Source organism: Pseudodesulfovibrio hydrargyri (genome assembly GCF_001874525.1).
Classification (GTDB): Bacteria; Desulfobacterota; Desulfovibrionia; order Desulfovibrionales; family Desulfovibrionaceae; genus Pseudodesulfovibrio; species Pseudodesulfovibrio hydrargyri.
In genome coordinates this window covers 1,824,752-1,843,745 of record NZ_LKAQ01000004.1, presented here as the reverse complement: position 1 = coordinate 1,843,745, position 18,994 = coordinate 1,824,752, and the positions used below count along the sequence as shown (strand labels likewise).

The window sequence follows — 18,994 nt, the reverse complement described above, 5'->3', positions numbered from 1 at the left end:
GTTATACTGGGTGGCGGCAATCACCGTCAACCCTGGGAGAGCCCATGAAGAAAATCCGCATCGGCGTACTGTCCACCGCCAAGATCGGCCGCACCAAGGTCATACCCGGCATGCAGCGGGCCAACAACTGCGAGGTCGCGGCCATCTGCTCCCGCGACGCCCAGGCCGCAAGCCGGGCCGCCGAGGAGCTGGGCATTCCCAAGGCCTACGGCTCCTACGAGGACCTGTTGGCCGACCGGGACATCGACGCGGTCTACATCCCCCTGCCCAACCACCTGCACGTGGAATGGACCCTCAAGGCCATGGCCCGGAACAAGCACGTGCTCTGCGAGAAGCCCATGGGGTTGAACGACGGCGAGGTCAACCGGCTGATCAACGCCCTGGCCGCGCATCCCGACATCAAGGTCATGGAGGCGTTCATGTACCGCTTCCACCCGCAATGGGTGGAGACCAAGCGGCTCGTGGACCAGGGCGCCATCGGCGCGCCGACCGCGATCCAGTCCTTCTTCTCCTATTTCAACAACGACCCCGGCAACATCCGCAACAAGGCCGACATGGGCGGTGGCGGACTCATGGACATCGGCTGCTACCAGGTCTCCCTGTCGCGCCTGCTGTTCAACGCCCAACCCCGGCGCGCCTTCGGCTGGATGGACAAGGATCCCTGCTTCTGCACGGACCGGACCTTCTCGGGCATGCTGGACTTCGGCGGCAGGCTGTCCACCTTCACCTGCTCCACCCAGCTGGCCCCCTACCAGCGGGTCAACCTCCTGGGCGAACAAGGCCGCATCGAAATCATCATCCCGTTCAACGCCCCGCCGGACGCCCCCACGGAAATCCTGCTCCAGCAAGGCGACGAGACCAAAGCCATCACCTTCGACCCCTGCGACCAGTACACCCTCCAGGCCGACACCTTCGCCCAATCCATACTCGAAGACACCCCCGCGCCCATCTCCATCATGGACTCCTTCGCCAACCAACACACCGTGGACGCCCTGTTCCAAAGCGCCGAAACCGGTACCTGGCAAAACTGCTGACCGGCGGTTGGAGCCTCCGGCGGCCGGGGAAAGGGGAGAAGGGAACCCTTTGAAAAGGGGTTCCCTTCTCCCCTTTCCCCGGACCCCCATCCCCTCTTCCCTCCTAAACTTTTTGTTGCCGCTTCGCGGACGGCAACAGAACGATAAAGCTGCCTTCTCCCGCCTCGGCTAAAAACGCCGCCTTCTCATAAATTCTTGACCCGCGTCCTGCCTGGCGGCGTCGGCAACCGTCCCGAAGGGTTCGCGCCGAACGGCCCTCCGAGGCCCATGGACGCCCGGCGCGAACCCTTCGGGACACCGCCGAGCCGGGCCCATCCAACACCCGCGCGAAAAGAGCCGCCTTTCCACTCACGCCCCTTCGCCAAAGGCGACACAAAAGGTTTGGGAGGGTCCAGGGAACCCTTTTCCCAAAGGGTTCCCTGGCCGTCGGAGACGCCCGCCCGGCGAGGGCCCGCCGGAGACATCATCCGTCTATTTGGCGGGGATGTACGTCACGCCCGTGGTAGGCAGCGGCTTGAGCATGCGTTGTTGCCGGACGTAGTCGATGAACGCCTGGGCGTCGACGAAGCCGGTGTCGTAGCTGGACGCCGCGGATTTGAGGATATCGAAGCCGTCGCCGCCCGAGGCGAGGTAGGAATTGGTGACCACGCGGTAGGCCCGGGCCGGGTCGAGCGGTGTCCAGTTGCCCGCGTTGTCGAGGGTATCGATGCAGAGCACGCGTTCGCCTTCGGGGCGGCGCATGTCGGCGGTGTAGCGCAACCCGCCGGCGTAGAGGAACGCTCCGCCGCCCCGGTCCACGCCGGTTTCGAGCGTCTGGCGGACCTGTTCGCCGGTCAGTTCGAGCAGCACCAGGGTGTTGTTGAACGGCAGCAGGGTGTAGGCGGTGCCCATGGTGATGTCGCCCTGGTCCACGGATTCGCGCACGCCGCCCGCGTTCTGCAGGGCGATGTCTGCGGGCTCGCCGGTACCCTCGAGCCGGGCGAGCATGGACCGGCAGACCAGGGGCGCGATGAGGCTGCCGCGCGGCAGGGATTCGCCGGAGTCGGTCGTGCCGGGCACGCGGATGTGCGGCAGGGGCAGGACGGCCTCGCCGATGACCTCGGTGCGCATGGCCTCCACGCCTTCGCTGAACGGGCCGAGAAACTTGCGCGCGACCGGGTCGGCGGGCACCACGGCGGCCTCGGGATCGGCCTGGATGAAGGCCAGCAGTTCGTCGCGCTCCGCGCCCTGGAGCGCGACTTTCTGCCCGGCGTCGTTCTTGCGCTTGAAGCCGTCGGCCAGGATCAGGAGGGGCTTGCCCTCGGCCCTGGTGACATGGCCCTCGTCGTCGAAGGTCAGGTCCAGGCGGCCGAGCACGCGGCCCCATTTCCAGGCCGTGACCACGTACACGTCGTCGCCGTCCGCGCCCTTAACCACGGTCGGGTAGGCGGCGGCCGGGCGCAGGCCCATGGCCTCGATGCCGGAGTTGCCGAGCAGGGTGTGGGAGTGGCCGCCCACGATGACGTCCACGCCCGGGACCTCGGCGGCCAGCCGCTTGTCCGCCTCGAACCCCTGGTGTGTCAGGAGCACGATCTTGTTCACGCCGCGCGCCTGAAGCTCGCGCACGATGAGGGTGGCCGTGTGGACCGTGTCGGTGAATCGCACCTCGCCGGGACTGGAGATGGATTCGGTCTCCGGGGTGATCAGGCCGACGATCCCGATCCGCTCGCCACTTCGCTCGGCGATGACGTAGGGCCGGACCCGCGCGGCCAGGGCCGGGACCGCCGATCCGTCCAGGTTGGCGCAGACCACCGGGACCTTGGTATAGCCGAGGACCCGGGCCAGGTACGGCGCCCCCCGGTCGAACTCGTGGTTGCCCGGGACAAAGGCGTCGAAGCCGAGCCTGTCCAGGAACTCCATCTCGGGTTTGCCCCCGTACTTCATGTAGTAGAGGCCGCCCTGCACCGCGTCGCCCGCGTGAAGCAGGACCACGTCTCCCCTCCCGGCGCGGACCGCGTCCACCGCGCTCTTGAGGCGCGCCCAGCCGCCCAGGCGGGCGTAGACGGGCTTGCCCTGCAGGGCGAGCGTTTCGGCGGTGGGATCCAGGTAGGAATGGGAGTCGTTGACGTGCAGCAGGGTGACGTCAAAGGCGCGGGCCGTGACCGGCCAGGAAAGGATGAGGACGGCCAGGACAAGTCGGGCAGCAAGGCGTATCATGGGAACCTCCGGCTATTACGGGCTGGGTACCAGCATTTCCTTCAAAATGGAATGTCTGCGTGCGGGGAACGGCCGTCCCCAAGGGCGCGGACCGCTGTGTGAACAATTGTGACAATTCCGCAACGCGCATTGTATTGCAACGCGTTTTCCCGGTATGGTCGAAACACTCATACTCAAGGGAGATTCTTCATGAGCAACGACATGACCATCAGCAAATACCTCGAGCCCAAGGAGCTGGCCGCCTTCTTCCGCGAGCTGGCCGACGCCGTGGAGAACGGCGGCCACGACGAATTCGCCTGCGTGGACGACTTCCGCAAGATCAAGATCGGCGTGAAGAGCGAATACGGGCAGATCAGCCTCAAGGCCAAGTTCAAGGCGGCCAAGCCGTGCGCGCCCGATGTCGTGGGCGAGGACGGCGAGATCGTCAAGCCCAAGTACAAGGACCTCAAGAAGCGCATGCGCGGCAGCTTCAAGATGCTGGTCAAGATGGCCCACGAAGGGACCATGCCGCCCAAGGAGGCGGTGGACGCCTTCCTGGCCGACTCGGCCCTGATGGTCACCTACCCCGGATACGGGGACGAGTATTACGAGAGCTACGGCAAGGCGTGCGCGGAGCTGAAAGCGGCCTTCGAATCCGGCGAACTGGAGCGGATGCACGCGGCCGTGGACGCCCTGGTCCATGAAAAGAGCCGCTGCCACGCCAAGTACGACTGAAACACCCGACCCCGGATCATGCCCATGAAACTGATCAAGACCGACCCCAAGGCGTGCGACTGCCGGACCATCCCGGTAGAGGCCGACGAGGAGATCACCGAGGCCGACGAAAAGCGGTTCTTCGCCGTGGTCTCCACCGACCTCGAACCCTGGCAGGTGGAGCAGGTGGTCTCGCCGAAGAACGTCCACGTGCGCCAGGAGAGCCTGCTGGCCACGCACTGGCACCCGGAGTTCGTGCCCATGGAGCACATCCGCGCCCGGGTGGACGCCATGTTCCCCAACCGCACGGACGAGCTGCTCATCCCCACCCAGCACAACCAGCTCATGAGCTGGGACGGCTACACCGGGGTGGAGGTGGACTGCTTTTCGTCCGGCTTCAACCGCAAGGTCCAGCTGCTGCTGCACTTCGCCAACGAGCGGGTCGAGGACGCGGGCGTACTCAAGTCCATGCTGGCCCACACCTTCAAGTACCGCTCGGGCCAGCTGTTCGAATTCATGCACACCATCACCCGGCCGGACGGGGCGCGCATCGAACGCGCGGCCAAGTCCACGGGCGCCGACCGGGAACTTATCGATTTCGTCCGCATCAACGTCTCCAAGGTGGAGCGATTGCTGGACAAACACTGGACCGACGTGCCGCGCCAGTCGGTCAAGAACAAGCTCTTGCGCAACTGGTTCGACGCCATGCGCAAGGAGCTCGGCGATACCGCGACCGATCGCGTCCAGGCCTATCTCAAGGCGGTCAAGCAGCTGGTCAAGGAGGGGTTCGACCTGTCCTTCTTCTACCGGGCCAGCGAGGTCATCGAAGAGGTCCGGGGGCTTGGCGGCTGCATCGTCATCCCCCACCCGGAACAGTTCTGGCCCATTCTGCTGCGCGACTACGACGTGGACGGCATCGAGGTCTGGAACCCCCAGTCACAGGAATACACGGAGTTTCTGATCTCCGTGGTCAACGAACAGAACGGGCGGCGCGCGTCCGGCAGGGACAAGCTCATCTTCATGGGCGACGACTGCCACATGGGCGAGAAGACCAAGCCCGAGGACCAGCAGGACCCGGAAAAGGCGGGCCGCGAGATCGGCTACCAACCGGCCTGGGAGGACCTGCGCATCCGCAAGAAGCTCATCGTCAACAACATCTCCAGACGCTCTGTGATCAAGGAGTACAAAGCCCGCCTGGCGGGATAGGCAGGCAAGGACATCCCCATGGCAGAAGAAAAGTTCGTATTCGATTCGCTGCAGGACTGTGAGTCCATCAAGGAATTCCTCGAATCCCTGATCGAGGGATTCGAAAAGCACTCCATCGACCTGTCCACCAACGGCGACGAGATCCATCTCGCGCCCCAGGGACTGCTCAACTTCACGGTCAAGGCCAAGAAGAAGGGGGCGGAGAACAAGCTGTCCATCAAGGTGTCCTGGAAGGACGCCCCCTCCATCCAACCGGCCGAAGACGCCTTCCTCAAGGTCCGCTGAGCCCATGATGACATTCGAAGGACTGGACGAGAACTTCAAGTTCATCGTCTTCGAGGTGGAGAACCAGGCCCGCTCCACGCAGAAGTTCATGGATGCCCCGTCGCGCAAACGGTACGCCAAGATCACCTCTCGCGACGACTACATCGACAACCTCAAGACGATCATCGAGAACAAGTGCTACTCGCGCATCCACCTGGACCATTCCCTGGACAAGCGCCAGCTGAACAAGATCCGGGCCATCCAGGTCATCTGCGTGAACCTGGAGAAGATCGCCGACTATTTCGTCAACATCGTCAAGCAGATGCAATATCTCGACGACCAGTCCTTCGTGCAGCGCTACGACTACACCGAGGTCTTCGAGATCATGCTCTCCCGGCTGGGGGCCATCCTGGACGCCTTCCACGAGGAGGACATGTCCAAGGCCCTGTACATCTGCAAGGCCGAGCCCATGCTCGACGACGTGTACAAGGTCCGCTTCGACCGGGTCATGAACGAAATGGGCATGGGCCGCGACGCGCAATCCCTGGTCACGGTGCTGTTCATCTTCCGCTATTTCGAGCGGGTGGGCGACGCCCTGCTGAACATCGGCGAGGCGGTCATCTTCTCCCTGCTCGGCGAGCGCATCAAGATCGAGCAGTTCGAGGCTCTGCAGCAGACCCTGACCAAGTCCGGGTTCAGCGACTCCTTTTCCGACATCGACTTCAGCGCCATCTGGGGCACGCGCTCGGGCTGCCGCATCGGCAAGGTGGAGCAGCGCGAGGCCGAGCTGACCTCCGAGGAGAAGAAGCAGGGGTCCATCTACAAGGAGGGCAACCTGGAGAAGATCCGCAAGGAGCGGGAGTCCATCCAGCGCTGGAAGCAGCTCTTCCCGGACCTGGTGGCCGACATCTACGGCTTCCACGAGGACGCGGACAAGGGCTCCATGCTGGTGGAGTTCCTCAACGGCTGCACCCTGGACGAAGTGATCCTGTCCGGCGACGACGAACTGGTCCGCAACGCCCTGTTCATCCTGGAAAACACCGTGCTCGAGACGTGGACGAAAACCATGGTCGACCTGCCCATCAAGACCAATTACATGTGGCAGATACAGTCCCGGCTGGAGGGCGTGCTCCAGACCCACCCCGAGTTCTGGCGCTCTCCCAAGTCCCTGGGCGGGTCCGAGGTCCGTTCCACCGAGGCACTGCTGTCGGCCTGCGCCAATGCCGAGGACGAGCTGGAAGCGCCCTTCTCGGTCTTCATCCACGGGGATTTCAACATCAACAACGTGGTCTACAACCACGAGGCCCAGCAGATACACTACATCGACCTGTACCGTTCGCGGGACTTCGACTACATCCAGGACGCCTCGGTCTTCCTGATCTCCAACTTCCGCGTGCCCCTGTTCGACCGCGACCACCGCGATCGCATCAACGCGGTCATCAAGCAGTTCTACGGGTTCATCCGGGAATTCGCCCAGCGCCACCGTGACGCCACGGTCCAGGCCCGGCTGGCCTTCGCCCTGGCGCGCAGCTTCTACACCTCCACCCGGTTCGAGCTGAACTACAAGTTCGCCAAGGAGATGTACAACCGGTCCATGTTCCTGCTGGAAAAGATCGAGCAATACCGGGGCGGGGCCTGGGAACAGTTCTCCCTGCCCGAGGACGTCCTCTACTACTAGGCAATCAAGGAGCCGTTTCGTGAAGATAGGAGTCATTGGCATCGAGGGCGGCTGGTCCTCGGAAAAACTGGCGGACACCGTGGCCGAGAAGACCGGCGGCGAGCGCGTGCTCATCAACATGGAGGACGTGCGCCTGGACCTGCCTTCGGGCGACGCCTTCTACAACGGGCACAACCTGACGGATTTCGATGCGCTGATCATCAAGAAGATCGGCGCGCGCTACTCCCCGGACCTGCTGGACCGCCTCGAGGTCCTGCGCTACCTGCACGAGAAGGGGCTCAGGATTTTCAGCTCGCCCTACTCCATCCTGCGCGCCCTGGACCGGCTGTCCTGCACCGTCTCGCTCCAGCTCAAGGACATCCCCATGCCGCCCACGACCATCACCGAATCCGTGGACCAGGCCCTGGTGGCGCTTAAGAACTACGGCGAGGCCGTGTTCAAGCCGCTGTACACCTCCAAGGCGCGGGGCATGTCCGTGCTGCGAAACGGCCCGGACGCCCGGGCGGCCATCGAGGAATACCGGGCGGAAAACCCGATCATGTACATCCAGAAGACCATCGACCTGGGCGACCTGGACCTGGGCATCGCCTTCCTGGGCGGCGAGTACCTGACCACCTATGCCCGGTGCAAGACCAACGGGGCGTGGAACACGACCACGGCCTCGGGCGGCAAGTACCGGCCCTACGAGCCCGCGCCCGAGATCATCGAACTGGCCCGCAGGGCCCAGGCCGACTTCAATCTCGACTTCACCTGCGTGGACGTGGCCATCACCGACAACGGCCCCTACGTCTTCGAGGTCTCGGTGTTCGGGGGCTTCCGGGGCATCCAGGAGACCAGCGGCATCGACGCGGCCGCGCGCTACGTGGACTACGTCATGGAGAGACTCAAATGAAGCTGACCGGCACGACCCGCGGGCAACTGGCCGAGGCCGTGAAAACGGCCTGCCCGGCCATCCGTGAACTCCACCTCGATTTGGGCGGCTGCCGCATCAGGGTGGCCTGCTCCACGGACGGACTACACGACGCCCTGACCGACTATTTCAAGGAGTTCCTGGCCGAACCGGGCGAGGCCCGGATCGTCATTTCGGCCCACGAATGCCCGAATGTGGAGAGCGATCTCGCCTTCAACGTCAAGCGGCCCGATCCGGGCAAGACCAAGATCAAGGAGGAGTGGGTCGACCTGCCGGACGGGCGCGTGGTCCGCAAGCGGTTGACCGGCATGCACTTCCTCTTCGGCCAGGGCGAAAACGTGGCGGTGGGGCCGTGCCTGGAGAATGCCAACCAGGTCATCAATTTCGTAAACAACCGGTTCATCGAGTGGAAGCTCAACCGGGGCGGTTTCCTGGGCCACGCGGCCGGGGTGCGTTGGGGAGAACGCGGTATCTCGCTGGCCGGGTTCTCGGGCGCGGGCAAGTCCACCCTGGCCCTGCACCTGATGAGCAAGGGGACCACCTTCATCTCCAACGACCGGGTCATGGTCGAAGCGGACGGCAAGGGGCTGGTCATGTACGGGGTGGCCAAACAGCCGCGCATCAATCCGGGCACGGCCCTGAACAACCCGGACCTGCGCGGCATCGTGGAGCCGGGCCTGCGCGAGAAATTCCTGTCCATGCCCCAGGACGAGCTCTGGCAACTGGAGCACAAGTACGACGCGCTCATCGACGAGTGCTACGGCCCTGGCCGGTTCGAGCTGCGCTGCCCCATGGACGCGCTGGTCATCCTCAACTGGCAGCGGGACGACTCGCCCCTGCGCGCGCGCCTGGTGGACCCCAGGGAGCGCACCGACCTCTTGCCCGCGTTCATGAAGCCCACGGGGCTGTTCTACCTGCCCGACGACCCGGCCCGCCGGGACGATCCGGACGCCGGGGCCTACGCCGAACTGCTGGCCCGGGGCAAGGTCATCGAGATCGACGGGGGCGTGGACTTCGACCGCGCTTCCGATGTATGCTTGCATTTCATGGAAACCGGCCTTCTGCCGACCGACTGACGGAGCGGACAGTGCGCATTCGAGTCACCAGGGACGTCACCATCCCGGACCCCCGCAAGCTTGAGCAGTTCAGGCGGGCCCCCGAACTCGGGCCGTCCGTGCTCTTCTTCAGCGGCGGCACGGCATTGCGGGACACCTCCCGGGAGCTCATCCGCTACACCCACAACTCCATCCACCTGATCACCCCGTTCGACTCGGGCGGCAGTTCGGCGGTCATCCGCAAGGCCTTCGCCATGCCCGCCGTGGGCGACATCCGCAACCGGCTCATGGCCCTGGCCGACCAGTCGGTCAAGGGCAACCCCGAGATATACGCCCTGTTCACCCACCGGCTGCCCAAGGACGGCGAGCCCGACGCCCTGCGCGGGGAGCTGGACGCCATGGCCGCCGGGGTGCACCCCCTGGTCCGGCGCATCCCGGACCCCATGCGCAAGATCATCCGCAACCATTTCTACGAGTTCCTGGAGCGCATGCCCGCCGACTTCGACCTCGGGGGGGCATCCATCGGCAACCTGGTCCTGACCGCCGGGTATCTGTCCAACCGCCGCCAGCTCGACCCGGTCGTCTATCTCTTCTCCAAGCTGGTCCAGGTCTGCGGCGTGGTCCGCCCGACCGTGAACAAGGACCTGCACCTGGCCGTACGCCTGACCGACGGCCGGACCATCGTGGGCCAGCACCTGATCACCGGCAAGGAATCCGCCCCGCTCAAAGCGGCCGTGGAGGACATCTGGCTGACGTCCTCCCTGGACTCCGGGGAGCGCGTGCGCACGGCCATCCGCAACAAGGTCAAGGAGTGGATCGGCAAGGCGGACCTGATCTGCTACCCGCCGGGCAGCTTCTATTCCAGCGTGGTGGCCAACCTGCTGGCCGACGGCGTGGGCCGGGCCGTGGCCGCCAACACCTGCCCCAAGATTTTCGTCCCGTCCACGGGCGCGGACCCCGAGACCCCGGGCATGTCCGTGGCCGACCGGGCCGAGGTCCTCTGCCGCCACCTGCGCGCCGACGCCGGGGCCGGGAACGGCGAGGTCCTGGGCTACGTCCTGGTGGATGCCAAGAACGGCCGGTACGCGGGCGGAATCGACAAGAAACGCCTCGAGGAACGCGGATTCACGGTGATCGAGGCCCCGCTCGTCACCGAGCAGAGCGCCCCGGACATCGACGGGCGAGCGTTGAGCGAATTTTTGCTGTCGCTGTGCTGACGGCCTACCCAAAGGAGGTTGCGAACATGGATAAGCAGAAGATCAGCGTCAAGAAGGTCCTGGAATACAAGGACGCCGTGTCCTACATCGAGGACCTGGCCAAGAGCTTCCGGTCCGGCACCATCGTGCTGGAGAGCGGCGAGGAACACGTGGTCATGAAGCCTGCGGCCCAGGTGGGCATCAAGGTGGAGGCCAAGACCAAGAAAGACAAGCAGAAGATTTCCTTTGAACTGAGCTGGACCGAGGCCGCGTCCGCCGACCTGAAGATCGGCGAGACCGTGCCAGCGGTCCAGCCCGAGGGCGGTGCGCCCGCAATCCAGCCCGAGGCCAAGCCCCCGGCGGCCCAAAAGCCCGCCATGGCCCCGGCCAAGACCGAGGCGGCCAAGGTGCCCGCCAAGCCCGCCCCGACGCCCGTAGCCACCCCCGAAACCAAGGACGCCGCGCCTCAAAAGGATGCGGCCGCGAAGACGGCGGCCCGGAAACCCGTGGCCAAAAAGTCGACCCCGAAAAAGAGCGCGGCCAAGAAGGCGGCCAAAAAGTCCGCCGCCGGGAAACCCCCTGCCGAGAAAGCACCGGCCAAACCCGCCGGGAACAAATAAGACACGGCGCCCAGGCGCAATGTGGAGAAACGACAATGACTGAAACGCACGACCAGAGTTTCGAATGGACCGAGGTGGCCGACCTGTTCGGCATCGAGGAGGAGAATCCCGACCTGCTCGAGGACGAGCGCGACCGGATACTCGAGCGGATCAACTCCCTGAGCTGCCGCTACGGGCGGGAATACGTCATCAAGAAGATCACCCTGCAGACCACGCACTAGACCGATACGGAGCCCCATGCGCATCATCGCCGTACTGAACCAGAAGGGAGGCGTGGGCAAGACGTCCACGGCCGTGAACCTCGGCGGGGCCCTGGCCCGGCAGGACCGGCGCGTGCTGCTGCTGGACCTCGATCCCCAGGCGCACCTGACCTATTCCCTGGGCATCATGGCCCACGAGCTGCCCCGGACCATGGGCGCGGCCTTGATGCGCGAATGCCCGCTCGACGCCGTGACCATGGAGGTCGGACCGCTCAAGGTGGTCCCCGCCTCCGTGGCCCTGGCCGGGACCGAGGTGGACCTGGCCTCGGCAACGGACCGCGAGACGCGGTTGCGCGACGCACTCTCCCGGGCCCGGGACTACGACTTCGCCATCATCGACTGCCCGCCCAACCTCGGCATGCTCACCCTGAACGCCATGGTCGCGGCGGGCGAACTGCTCGTCCCGGTGCAGCCGGAATTCCTGGCCCTGCAGTCCCTGGGCAAGCTCATGGAGACGGTCAAGGCCATCCGCGAGGGCTGGAACCCGGACCTGGCCCTGTCCGGCATCCTCATGACCCGCTACCAGCGCACCCGCAAGCTCAACCGGGAAATCCGGCGCAAGATCAAGGACTACTTCGGCGACGCCCTGCTGGAAACGACCATCCGCGACAACATTTCCCTGGCCGAGGCCCCCAGCTTCGGCAAGGACATCTTCACCTACAAACCCCGCAGCCACGGGGCCGCCGACTACCGGAACCTGGCCCTGGAACTGCTCCGCAGAGGTGCCCCATGAGCGACGAGAGACTCGGGACCAACCCCCTGGACTGGGTCACCCCGGACGCGGCCCCGGCCCGCCCGATGACGGCGAACCGCCCGTCCGACGAAACCACGCAACCCGCTCCCCCGGCCTGCGCCGCCAAGGCCGCCGAAACGGCCGCCCCGCGAACCCCGCTGTTCCGGGCCCACGGGAGCAACGAGGAGATGACTATGGGCAAAGGCAAGATCAAGATCGAACAGACCATGGACACGGCCCAGGTCGTCGCCTACCTCAAGGACCTGGCCGACTCGCTCGAATCCGGCGTCATCCGCGCCGAAAACGAGAACGACTCCCTGGTCCTCGGCGTGCCCGACACCATGCAGGTGGAACTCAAACTCGCCCGCAAAAAAGACAAGGCCAAATGCGAGATCGAACTTGAATGGCTCGACGACGGCTCCCAAGCCGAATCCCTCAAAATCTCCGGCGAATAGCCACCACCATGTGCTAACCAAAGCGGGCCCGGCACTGTGGTGCCGGGCCCGCTTTGGTTCCGCCTCCGGCGGCCGGGGGAAGTCCCCTATCGCTGCTGTCGCCATCTCTAAGGCTTGAAGACTCGCCAAGAGCCGCCGCTCCCCCGGCCCCCCCTCCTTTTCCCAAACTTTTTGTAGCTGCTTCGCGGGGTGCTTCCACCCTATTAGGCCCCGCTTTCCCGCTCTCCCTCATGGAGCGCCTTTGGGGCGCCAGCCCCAAACAGCGGCTCTCCCCTCTCCCTCCCCTCGCACAATGCGTCCTCTTTGGAGCGATTCGGGTGGCAACGCCACCCGACAGCGGCTCTCTCCCCCGCGCTGGCACGGACCAGGGCTTTCGAGAGTGGGTCAGCCGTGCATTTTCTTCCGGGGGCTTTCACCGCAGCGTAGCCGTCTACGTGAGGATGGAAGCCCCCGGAAAAAATGTGCGGATGGCCCGCTATCGGAAGCCGCGCGCCCGCGCGCTCCACAAGCGTAAAAAAAGGGCCCCGGCAACGCCGGAGCCCTTGTTTTTACGCTTGGCAGGAGCGCGCTTACTTGATGAAGAGCATTTCCTGGTAGCTGGGCAGGGGCCAGAGGTCGTCGGCCACAATGCCTTCGAGGGCGTCGGCCACTTCGCGGACGGCGAGCATGGCGGGCAGGGTCTTGGTGACCTTGTACTTGGCGTCTTCCTCGACGGACTTGAAGTCCTCCTTGGCCACGATCTTTTCCAGGGCCACGATGTTCTGCTGGAGGTCACGCAGCTTGTCGGTGACTTCCTGGAGCAGGATGGTGCGGGGCTCGATGCCGGCGGCCTTGATGGACGCGGCGACCTGGGCCAGTTCGCCCTGGTAGCGGATGGCGGAGGGCAGGATGATGGTCTTGGCGACCTTGATGGTCAGCAGGGACTCGGTGACGATGTGCTGGCAGTACTGCTCGTGGTAGATCTCGTAGCGGGAGTGCAGTTCGTCCTTGGACAGGACGCCGTACTTCTCGAAGACCGCGACCACGTCCTTGTCGATAAGGGCGGGCAGCGCGTCCGGGGTGGTCTTCAGGTTGGGCAGACCGCGCTTGGCGGCTTCCTTCTGCCAGGCGTCGGCGTAGCCGTCGCCGTTGAAGATCACGTGGCCGTGCTGCTTCATGATGCCCTGCAGGACCTTCTGGCAGGCTTCCTTGAGGCCGGACTTCTTGCCGCCGGTGATCTTGGTGATCTCGTCGGTGATGTAGTCCAGGGACTCGGCCAGGATGGTGTTCAGGGCCACCTGGGCGCCGGCGATGGACTGGTTGGAGCCGACCGCGCGGAACTCGAAGCGGTTGCCGGTGAAGGCGAACGGGGAGGTGCGGTTGCGGTCGCCGGAATCCATGGGCAGCGGGGGCAGGGTGTCGACACCCAGCTCGAGGCAGCCCTTGGCCTTGCAGCCCTTGAGGTCGCCCAGTTCGATCTGGTTGAAGATCTCGGCCAGCTCCTCACCCAGGAAGATGGAGATGATGGCCGGCGGGGCCTCGTTGGCGCCCAGGCGATGGTCGTTGCCTGCGGAGGCGACCACGGCGCGGAGCAGCTTGGAGTATTTTTCCACGGCGCGGATGGTGGCCGCGGTGACCGCCAGGAACTGCATGTTCTTGTGCGGGGTGTCGCCCGGGGAGTACAGGGAGCCCAGGGAGGCGGTGGAGATGGAGTAGTTCAGGTGCTTGCCCGAGCCGTTGATGCCGGCGAACGGCTTCTCGTGCAGCAGGCAGGCCATGCCGTGCTTCTTGGCCACGGACTTGAGGGTGGTCATGACCATCTGGTTGTGGTCGGTGGCCAGGTTGGACTGCTCGTAGACCGGGGCGATCTCGAACTGGCCGGGGGCCACTTCGTTGTGGCGGGTCTTGACCGGCACGCCCAGCTTGTACAGTTCACGCTCGACCTCCATCATGAAGGAGAGCACGCGGCGCGGGATGGCGCCGAAGTAGTGGTCGTCCAGCTCCTGGCCCTTGGAGGGCTTGGCGCCGAACAGGGTCCGGCCGCAGACCATCAGGTCGGGGCGGGCGAAGAAGAAGTTGCGGTCCACCAGGAAGTATTCCTGCTCCGGACCGGCGTTGGACACGACCATGGAGCCGTCGTCGGCGCCGAACAGCTTGAGGAAGCGGCGGCCGGCCTTGTTCAGGGCCTGGTTGGCGCGCAGCAGCGGGGTCTTCTTGTCCAGGGCGTGGCCTTTCCAGGAGACGAAGGCGGTCGGGATGCACAGGAAGGTGCCGTTGGGGTTCTCGAGGATGTAGGCCGGGTTGGTCATGTCCCAGGCGGTGTAGCCGCGGGCTTCGAAGGTGGCGCGCAGGCCGCCGGACGGGAAGGAGGAGGCGTCGGGCTCGCCCTGGATGAGCAGCTTGCCCTCGAATTCGGCGATGGCGCCGCCCGCGCCGTCGGGGTTCAGGAAGCTGTCATGCTTCTCGGCGGTCAGGCCGGTCAGCGGATAGAAGACGTGGGTGTAATGCGTCGCGCCCTTGGCCATGGCCCATTCGCGCATGGCGGCGGCCACCGGACCGGCCACGGAGGGGTCCAGCTTCTCGCCGTTCATCTTGGTCTTCATCAAGGATTTGTAGACTTCCTTGGGCAGCATGGCCTTCATGACTTTTTCGTTGAAGACGTTGGAGCCGAAGATCTCGGCCGGGGAGGTCTCCGCGAAATTCAGGGTCTCGGTGCTGGGTTGATAGTTGGTCACCGCATTGATTGCGTTCTGACGAGTCTGGTATCCGCTCATGTAATACTCCTTCCAGGCAATTAAATATGGGGTTTTCCGGCGTCCGGCCGGGCCAAAGGGCGCCTGACCCTTATAGTCTAGTCGCCCTTTATACCAAGTTACATGCCAAACAATGAAAATGTCGTATATCCAGGCGGATACGCGGAGGCCGTTTCCCAAAAAACCGATATTTACTACGAAAATGTAGTTTAACCCCGTTTTTCCGTCCTTTTGCCATGACAATTTTGTGATAAAAAACGCTTTTTTTCACAACCATGTCATTTCATTCCCGAAGTCTTTGACGGAAATGGAAAGGGAAAAAGGCCGCAACCACGGGCACTTCGGGGGCTTCCCACAGGCCGCCGGAGCGGCCGCGCAAAAAAGCACAAAAATGGTATCCGGGCGACCTCAAACCGATACCGGACGGGCCGGTTCAGAACGGGGCCGGGGAGACGAATTCCAGGGGGGCGCGGGTCACGGGATGGCGCAGGCGCAGCAGCGAGGCGTGGAGCTTGAGCTGGCCCGGTCCTGTGCCGGTGCCGTAGAGGCGGTCGCCCACGATGGGAAAGCCGAGCCCCATCTCGTGGGCCGAGTGCAATCTGAGCTGGTGCGTGCGCCCGGTGTGCGGCATGAACTCCACCCGGGTGCGGCCGTTCTCCACTGCCAGCCTGCGCCAGCGGGTCACGCCGCGCTTGCCGTTCACCGGGTCATAGACCTGGTACGGACGGTTGTCCGGGTCCAGGCGGAACCTCAGTTCGATGGTCCCGCCCTCTTCCTCGACCACGCCGTCAATGAGCGCGATGTACCGCTTGCCCACCAGCCGGTCCATGAACTGGCCGGACAGGTCGCGGTGGGCCTCGGCGGTCAGGGCCAGGGCGAGCAGTCCCGAGGTGTCCTGGTCCAGCCGGTGGACCGAGGGTTGGTCGATGCAGCCGGGATGGCGGGCCCTGACCCGGGCGGCCACGCAGTCCTGGTTGGCCTCGCCCTTGCCGGGCACGGACAGCAGGCCGGACGGCTTGTCCACGACCACAAGGACGTCGTCCTCATAGACCACGTTCAGCCCTTCGGGGATGTTCACGCGCCCTCCAGACCGCAGAGCATAAAACCGAGGATGCGGCCGCACTTGTCCAGGCAGGACGGATAGAACCGGCCGTGCTCCCGGGAACCCGAGGGGTTGGTCCGGCCGAAGTAGAACTCGGCCAGCCCGAGGGGAGTGAGCCCGTTGGCGGCGGCGTAGCCGAGCAGCTTGGGCGCGCAGCAGTCGCCCGTGCCCGTGGGCGCGTTGCCTTCGGGGTGCACGGCCAGGGGCAGGGGCACGACCTGGCCCCGGAAATTGGGCAGCCGGTACATGGCGTGGATCTCCTGCATCAGGGTCGCGGACGCCCGCCTGCGCTTGTGGATGAGGCGGTCGCGGGCGGGCGAGCCCAGGGGCTGGGCCACGATCTCGCGGCCGAGCACCTTGATGCGCTGCTCGGCCTCGAAGGTGTCCCGCCTGAACCGGGCGGTGTCGATCAGCGGCGGGACCCAGCCGTCCAGTTCCCAGATCGAATTGTACTGACCCGAGAAGGCCTTGAGAACCACGGTCGCGCCGTTTTGGTCGCGGGCCGAAAGCACGCCGAACATCTGCCCTCCGGCCCGGCCGAAGAGGTAGTCGGTGGACAGCCTGGGGTCGGGCTCGGGCGAGTCGAAGTCGATGCGCCCGGCCGCCTCCATGCGGTCGAACAGTTCCAGCGCCGGGCCGCGCGCCGGGCCGATGGGCAGGGCGTGCTCCCGGCCGCAGCGGACGCACCACCCCCGGCAGGCGATGGCGGGGTCGAACTCCCCGAGGGAACGGATCGGTGTTGGCTGCATATTGAAAACGCCCCGCCGCCCTGGGGCGGCGGGGCGGGTATGGCATGGGTATGCGCCGGCGCTATTTCAACCCGGCCGAGCCGCGGAACTCCACGGAGACGATCTCGTATTCGATGCGCCCGCGCGGGGCGTCCACGATGACCTCGTCGCCCTCCTCCTTGCCCAGGATGGCCTTGCCCATGGGCGAGAGCACGGAGATGGAGCCCTTCTTGTGGTCCGCGTCGTCCGGGCCGAGCAGGGTGAAGGTGCGCCGCTCCTCGGTGTCGATGTCCTCGACCACCACGGTGGCCCCGAATATGGCCCGTTCGCCGGAAAGGGCGTCCAGGTCGAGCACATCGAACAGCGGCATGTGCGAATTGATGTAGGTGATGCGCGCCTCGAGCATGCCCTGGCGCTCGCGGGCGGCGTCATACCCGGCGTTCTCGGAGAGATCACCCTCGGCGCGCGCTTCGGCGATCGCCTGGATGATGGCCGGCCGTTGGGCCTTCAGATCTTCCAATTCTTGGGAAATCTTTTCAAATCCCTGTTTCGAAATGGGAATGCGATCCATGGTCAAAAAACCTCTCTAAATTGTATTCTCAGTCGGAGAGTAAAAAAAAGATACAGGCCGCGCGGCGATCCTTAAAAGCCGCGCGGCTGCATGCTCGTCAATCCAACTGACTGCATGTTCAGATAGAACATCCGAACGCCATGGTCAAGTGGCCGCCCCCCGCCCGCGCGCACGGGGCGTTTGGTCGGCCCGTACATATCCTTAATCGAAAGAACAACCTGTTGACACGACCCGGACTTCTAATCCAAGAATAGACTTTTGCGGGAGTGTCGGCTACACCGGTCCCGCCGCTTTTTTGCCGACCCCGTTCGGGGCCGCCACACAACAACAGCCCGCAGCATTCGCCGCGCACCGTCACGGGCGGGCACCGAATCTGGAGGAGAGGATGAAACGGACAACCATGCTGCCGGTCCTGGTCCTGAGCGCCTTTTTGCTCATGTCCGGGCTGGCCTTCGCCAAGGATTTCACCATCGGCCTGATCCTGGTCGGCCCCTACAACGACAAGGGGTACAGCCAGGCCCAGTATGAGGGCGGCAAGTACGTCGAGGCCCACATGGACGGCGCCAAACTGATCTACCTCGACAAGGTCAACCCGGCCGACCGCCCCGGCCTGACCATCCCGCAGGTGGCCGACGACCTGATCGAAAAGGGCGCGGACCTGATCATCGCCGGTTCCGACGACATGAAGGACGGCATCCTGGAGGCCGCGGCCATGCACCCGGACAAGACCTTCGTGCACGTGTCCGGCGACTCCGCCTGGTCCGGCAAGGCCCCGGCCAACCTGGGCAACCTGTTCGGCAAGATGATCTACGCCAAGATGATGGGCGGTTTCACCGCGGCCATGACCACCCAGACCGGCAAGATCGGCGTGGTCGGCCCGCTGATCAATGAAGAGACCCGCCGCCTGATGTCCGCCGCCTACCTGGGCGCGCGCTACGCCTGGACCGAGGTGCGCGGCAAGGACATCAAGGACCTGACTTTCAACGTCAAGTGGATCGGCTTCTGGTTCAACATCCCCGGCGTGACCGCGGACCCCACCCAGGTGGCCGGTTCCCTGTATGACGCCGGTTACGACGTGCTCATCTCCGGCATCGACACCCCCGAGGTCGTGACCGTGGCCAAGCAGCGCGCCGACGCGGGCAAGCGGGTCTGGGCCCTGCCCTACGACTATGAAAAGGCCTGCGAGGGCCAGGGCGGCATCTGCCTCGGCGTGCCCTACTTCAACTGGGGCCCGGGCTTCCTCAAGCTCGCCAAGTCCGTGGCCGACGGCTCCTACAAGCCCGGCTTCGAATGGGACGCTCCCTACTGGGCCGACATCAACGACCACGACAAGTCCCCGGTGGGCTTCATGCCCGGCCCGGGCATGTCCGCCGAGACCAAGGCCGAACTGGCCAGGTTCACCGCCGGGCTCGGCTCCGGCGAGCTGAACCTCTTCACCGGCCCGCTCAATTACCAGGACGGCACCCCGTTCCTCAAGGCCGGGGAAAAGGCCGCCGACAAGCGGATCTGGTACATGGAGCAGCTGCTCGAGGGCATGGAAGGACAGTCCTCCCCCGAATAG

At 64.9% G+C, this 18,994-nt stretch carries 18 protein-coding genes; 13 read left to right on the top strand and 5 right to left on the bottom strand.

Annotated features, from left to right (window positions below; genetic code table 11):
- Positions 1–44: 44 nt before the first annotated feature.
- Positions 45–1,034, top strand: coding sequence for a Gfo/Idh/MocA family protein (locus tag BerOc1_RS12860; RefSeq protein ID WP_071546078.1), 990 nt, complete (start codon positions 45–47; stop codon positions 1,032–1,034).
- 471 nt (positions 1,035–1,505) lie between these two features.
- Here BerOc1_RS12860 and BerOc1_RS12855 read toward each other — a convergent pair whose 3' ends face one another.
- Positions 1,506–3,230, bottom strand: a complete 1,725-nt coding sequence (locus BerOc1_RS12855) for a bifunctional metallophosphatase/5'-nucleotidase (RefSeq protein WP_071546077.1) — start codon at positions 3,228–3,230, stop codon at positions 1,506–1,508.
- Between the two features lie 189 nt (positions 3,231–3,419).
- On the opposite strand from BerOc1_RS12855, the gene BerOc1_RS12850 reads away from it, so the two are divergent.
- Genes BerOc1_RS12850 through BerOc1_RS12800 form a run of 11 tightly spaced genes read left to right on the top strand, consistent with a single transcriptional unit; the run spans position 3,420 to position 12,300 of the window.
- Complete coding sequence (locus tag BerOc1_RS12850; protein ID WP_071546076.1) at positions 3,420–3,944, top strand: GAK system XXXCH domain-containing protein; 525 nt, start codon at positions 3,420–3,422, stop codon at positions 3,942–3,944.
- A gap of 24 nt (positions 3,945–3,968) precedes the next feature.
- On the top strand, positions 3,969–5,129 hold the full coding sequence (locus BerOc1_RS12845; RefSeq protein WP_371912960.1) for a PHP domain-containing protein: 1,161 nt from the start codon (positions 3,969–3,971) through the stop codon (positions 5,127–5,129).
- An 18-nt stretch (positions 5,130–5,147) separates the two neighbouring features.
- Positions 5,148–5,414, top strand: coding sequence for an amphi-Trp domain-containing protein (locus BerOc1_RS12840; protein WP_071546074.1), 267 nt, complete (start codon positions 5,148–5,150; stop codon positions 5,412–5,414).
- 4 nt (positions 5,415–5,418) lie between these two features.
- On the top strand, positions 5,419–7,071 hold the full coding sequence (locus BerOc1_RS12835) for a phosphate signaling complex PhoU family protein (RefSeq protein WP_071546073.1): 1,653 nt from the start codon (positions 5,419–5,421) through the stop codon (positions 7,069–7,071).
- A 19-nt stretch (positions 7,072–7,090) separates the two neighbouring features.
- Positions 7,091–7,963 (top strand): GAK system ATP-grasp enzyme, encoded by an 873-nt coding sequence (locus BerOc1_RS12830; protein ID WP_071546072.1) that lies wholly within the window; start codon positions 7,091–7,093, stop codon positions 7,961–7,963.
- On the top strand, positions 7,960–9,057 hold the full coding sequence (locus BerOc1_RS12825) for an HprK-related kinase B (RefSeq protein WP_071546071.1): 1,098 nt from the start codon (positions 7,960–7,962) through the stop codon (positions 9,055–9,057). The genes BerOc1_RS12830 and BerOc1_RS12825 overlap by 4 nt, the downstream gene beginning before the upstream one ends.
- Positions 9,058–9,068: 11 nt before the next feature.
- A complete protein-coding gene (locus tag BerOc1_RS12820; protein ID WP_071546070.1) occupies positions 9,069–10,253 on the top strand; it encodes a GAK system CofD-like protein in 1,185 nt (394 codons plus the stop codon).
- Positions 10,254–10,279: 26 nt separating this feature from the next.
- The gene (locus tag BerOc1_RS19425; protein WP_071546069.1) at positions 10,280–10,852 is read left to right on the top strand and encodes an amphi-Trp domain-containing protein; all 573 of its coding nucleotides are present in this window, start codon (positions 10,280–10,282) and stop codon (positions 10,850–10,852) included.
- A gap of 35 nt (positions 10,853–10,887) precedes the next feature.
- Positions 10,888–11,073 carry a hypothetical protein gene (locus tag BerOc1_RS12810; RefSeq protein ID WP_071546068.1) on the top strand — a complete coding sequence of 62 codons (186 nt, stop codon included), beginning with the start codon at positions 10,888–10,890 and terminating at the stop codon, positions 11,071–11,073.
- 16 nt (positions 11,074–11,089) lie between these two features.
- On the top strand, positions 11,090–11,845 hold the full coding sequence (locus BerOc1_RS12805; RefSeq protein WP_071546067.1) for a ParA family protein: 756 nt from the start codon (positions 11,090–11,092) through the stop codon (positions 11,843–11,845).
- The gene (locus tag BerOc1_RS12800) at positions 11,842–12,300 is read left to right on the top strand and encodes an amphi-Trp domain-containing protein (RefSeq protein ID WP_071546066.1); all 459 of its coding nucleotides are present in this window, start codon (positions 11,842–11,844) and stop codon (positions 12,298–12,300) included. Before BerOc1_RS12805 ends, BerOc1_RS12800 begins: the two co-directional genes overlap by 4 nt.
- A gap of 569 nt (positions 12,301–12,869) precedes the next feature.
- Here BerOc1_RS12800 and BerOc1_RS12795 read toward each other — a convergent pair.
- From BerOc1_RS12795 to greA, 4 genes are all read right to left on the bottom strand, one after another.
- On the bottom strand, positions 12,870–15,053 hold the full coding sequence (locus BerOc1_RS12795; RefSeq protein ID WP_071546065.1) for a glutamine synthetase III family protein: 2,184 nt from the start codon (positions 15,051–15,053) through the stop codon (positions 12,870–12,872).
- Between the two features lie 412 nt (positions 15,054–15,465).
- A complete protein-coding gene (locus BerOc1_RS12790; protein WP_071546064.1) occupies positions 15,466–16,110 on the bottom strand; it encodes an RluA family pseudouridine synthase in 645 nt (214 codons plus the stop codon).
- Entirely contained in the window at positions 16,107–16,883 is a 777-nt protein-coding gene (locus BerOc1_RS12785; protein WP_071546063.1) for a hypothetical protein, read from the bottom strand. Before BerOc1_RS12785 ends, BerOc1_RS12790 begins: the two co-directional genes overlap by 4 nt.
- A gap of 61 nt (positions 16,884–16,944) precedes the next feature.
- The gene (greA, locus tag BerOc1_RS12780; protein WP_071547112.1) at positions 16,945–17,433 is read right to left on the bottom strand and encodes a transcription elongation factor GreA; all 489 of its coding nucleotides are present in this window, start codon (positions 17,431–17,433) and stop codon (positions 16,945–16,947) included.
- Positions 17,434–17,818: 385 nt separating this feature from the next.
- Here greA and BerOc1_RS12775 point away from each other — a divergent pair, with 385 nt between their 5' ends.
- Positions 17,819–18,994 carry a BMP family lipoprotein gene (locus BerOc1_RS12775; protein WP_071546062.1) on the top strand — a complete coding sequence of 392 codons (1,176 nt, stop codon included), beginning with the start codon at positions 17,819–17,821 and terminating at the stop codon, positions 18,992–18,994.

Excerpts from the sequence above, each read along its gene's own strand:
- BerOc1_RS12860 (WP_071546078.1), top strand. The coding sequence starts at position 45 with ATGAAGAAAATCCGCATCGGCGTACTGTCCACCGCCAAGATCGGCCGC.
- BerOc1_RS12855 (WP_071546077.1), bottom strand. The coding sequence starts at position 3,230 with ATGATACGCCTTGCTGCCCGACTTGTCCTGGCCGTCCTCATCCTTTCC.
- BerOc1_RS12850 (WP_071546076.1), top strand. The coding sequence starts at position 3,420 with ATGAGCAACGACATGACCATCAGCAAATACCTCGAGCCCAAGGAGCTG.
- BerOc1_RS12845 (WP_371912960.1), top strand. The coding sequence starts at position 3,969 with ATGAAACTGATCAAGACCGACCCCAAGGCGTGCGACTGCCGGACCATC.
- BerOc1_RS12840 (WP_071546074.1), top strand. The coding sequence starts at position 5,148 with ATGGCAGAAGAAAAGTTCGTATTCGATTCGCTGCAGGACTGTGAGTCC.
- BerOc1_RS12835 (WP_071546073.1), top strand. The coding sequence starts at position 5,419 with ATGATGACATTCGAAGGACTGGACGAGAACTTCAAGTTCATCGTCTTC.
- BerOc1_RS12825 (WP_071546071.1), top strand. The coding sequence starts at position 7,960 with ATGAAGCTGACCGGCACGACCCGCGGGCAACTGGCCGAGGCCGTGAAA.
- BerOc1_RS19425 (WP_071546069.1), top strand. The coding sequence starts at position 10,280 with ATGGATAAGCAGAAGATCAGCGTCAAGAAGGTCCTGGAATACAAGGAC.
- BerOc1_RS12810 (WP_071546068.1), top strand. The coding sequence starts at position 10,888 with ATGACTGAAACGCACGACCAGAGTTTCGAATGGACCGAGGTGGCCGAC.
- BerOc1_RS12805 (WP_071546067.1), top strand. The coding sequence starts at position 11,090 with ATGCGCATCATCGCCGTACTGAACCAGAAGGGAGGCGTGGGCAAGACG.
- BerOc1_RS12800 (WP_071546066.1), top strand. The coding sequence starts at position 11,842 with ATGAGCGACGAGAGACTCGGGACCAACCCCCTGGACTGGGTCACCCCG.
- BerOc1_RS12795 (WP_071546065.1), bottom strand. The coding sequence starts at position 15,053 with ATGAGCGGATACCAGACTCGTCAGAACGCAATCAATGCGGTGACCAAC.
- BerOc1_RS12785 (WP_071546063.1), bottom strand. The coding sequence starts at position 16,883 with ATGCAGCCAACACCGATCCGTTCCCTCGGGGAGTTCGACCCCGCCATC.
- greA (WP_071547112.1), bottom strand. The coding sequence starts at position 17,433 with ATGGATCGCATTCCCATTTCGAAACAGGGATTTGAAAAGATTTCCCAA.
- BerOc1_RS12775 (WP_071546062.1), top strand. The coding sequence starts at position 17,819 with ATGAAACGGACAACCATGCTGCCGGTCCTGGTCCTGAGCGCCTTTTTG.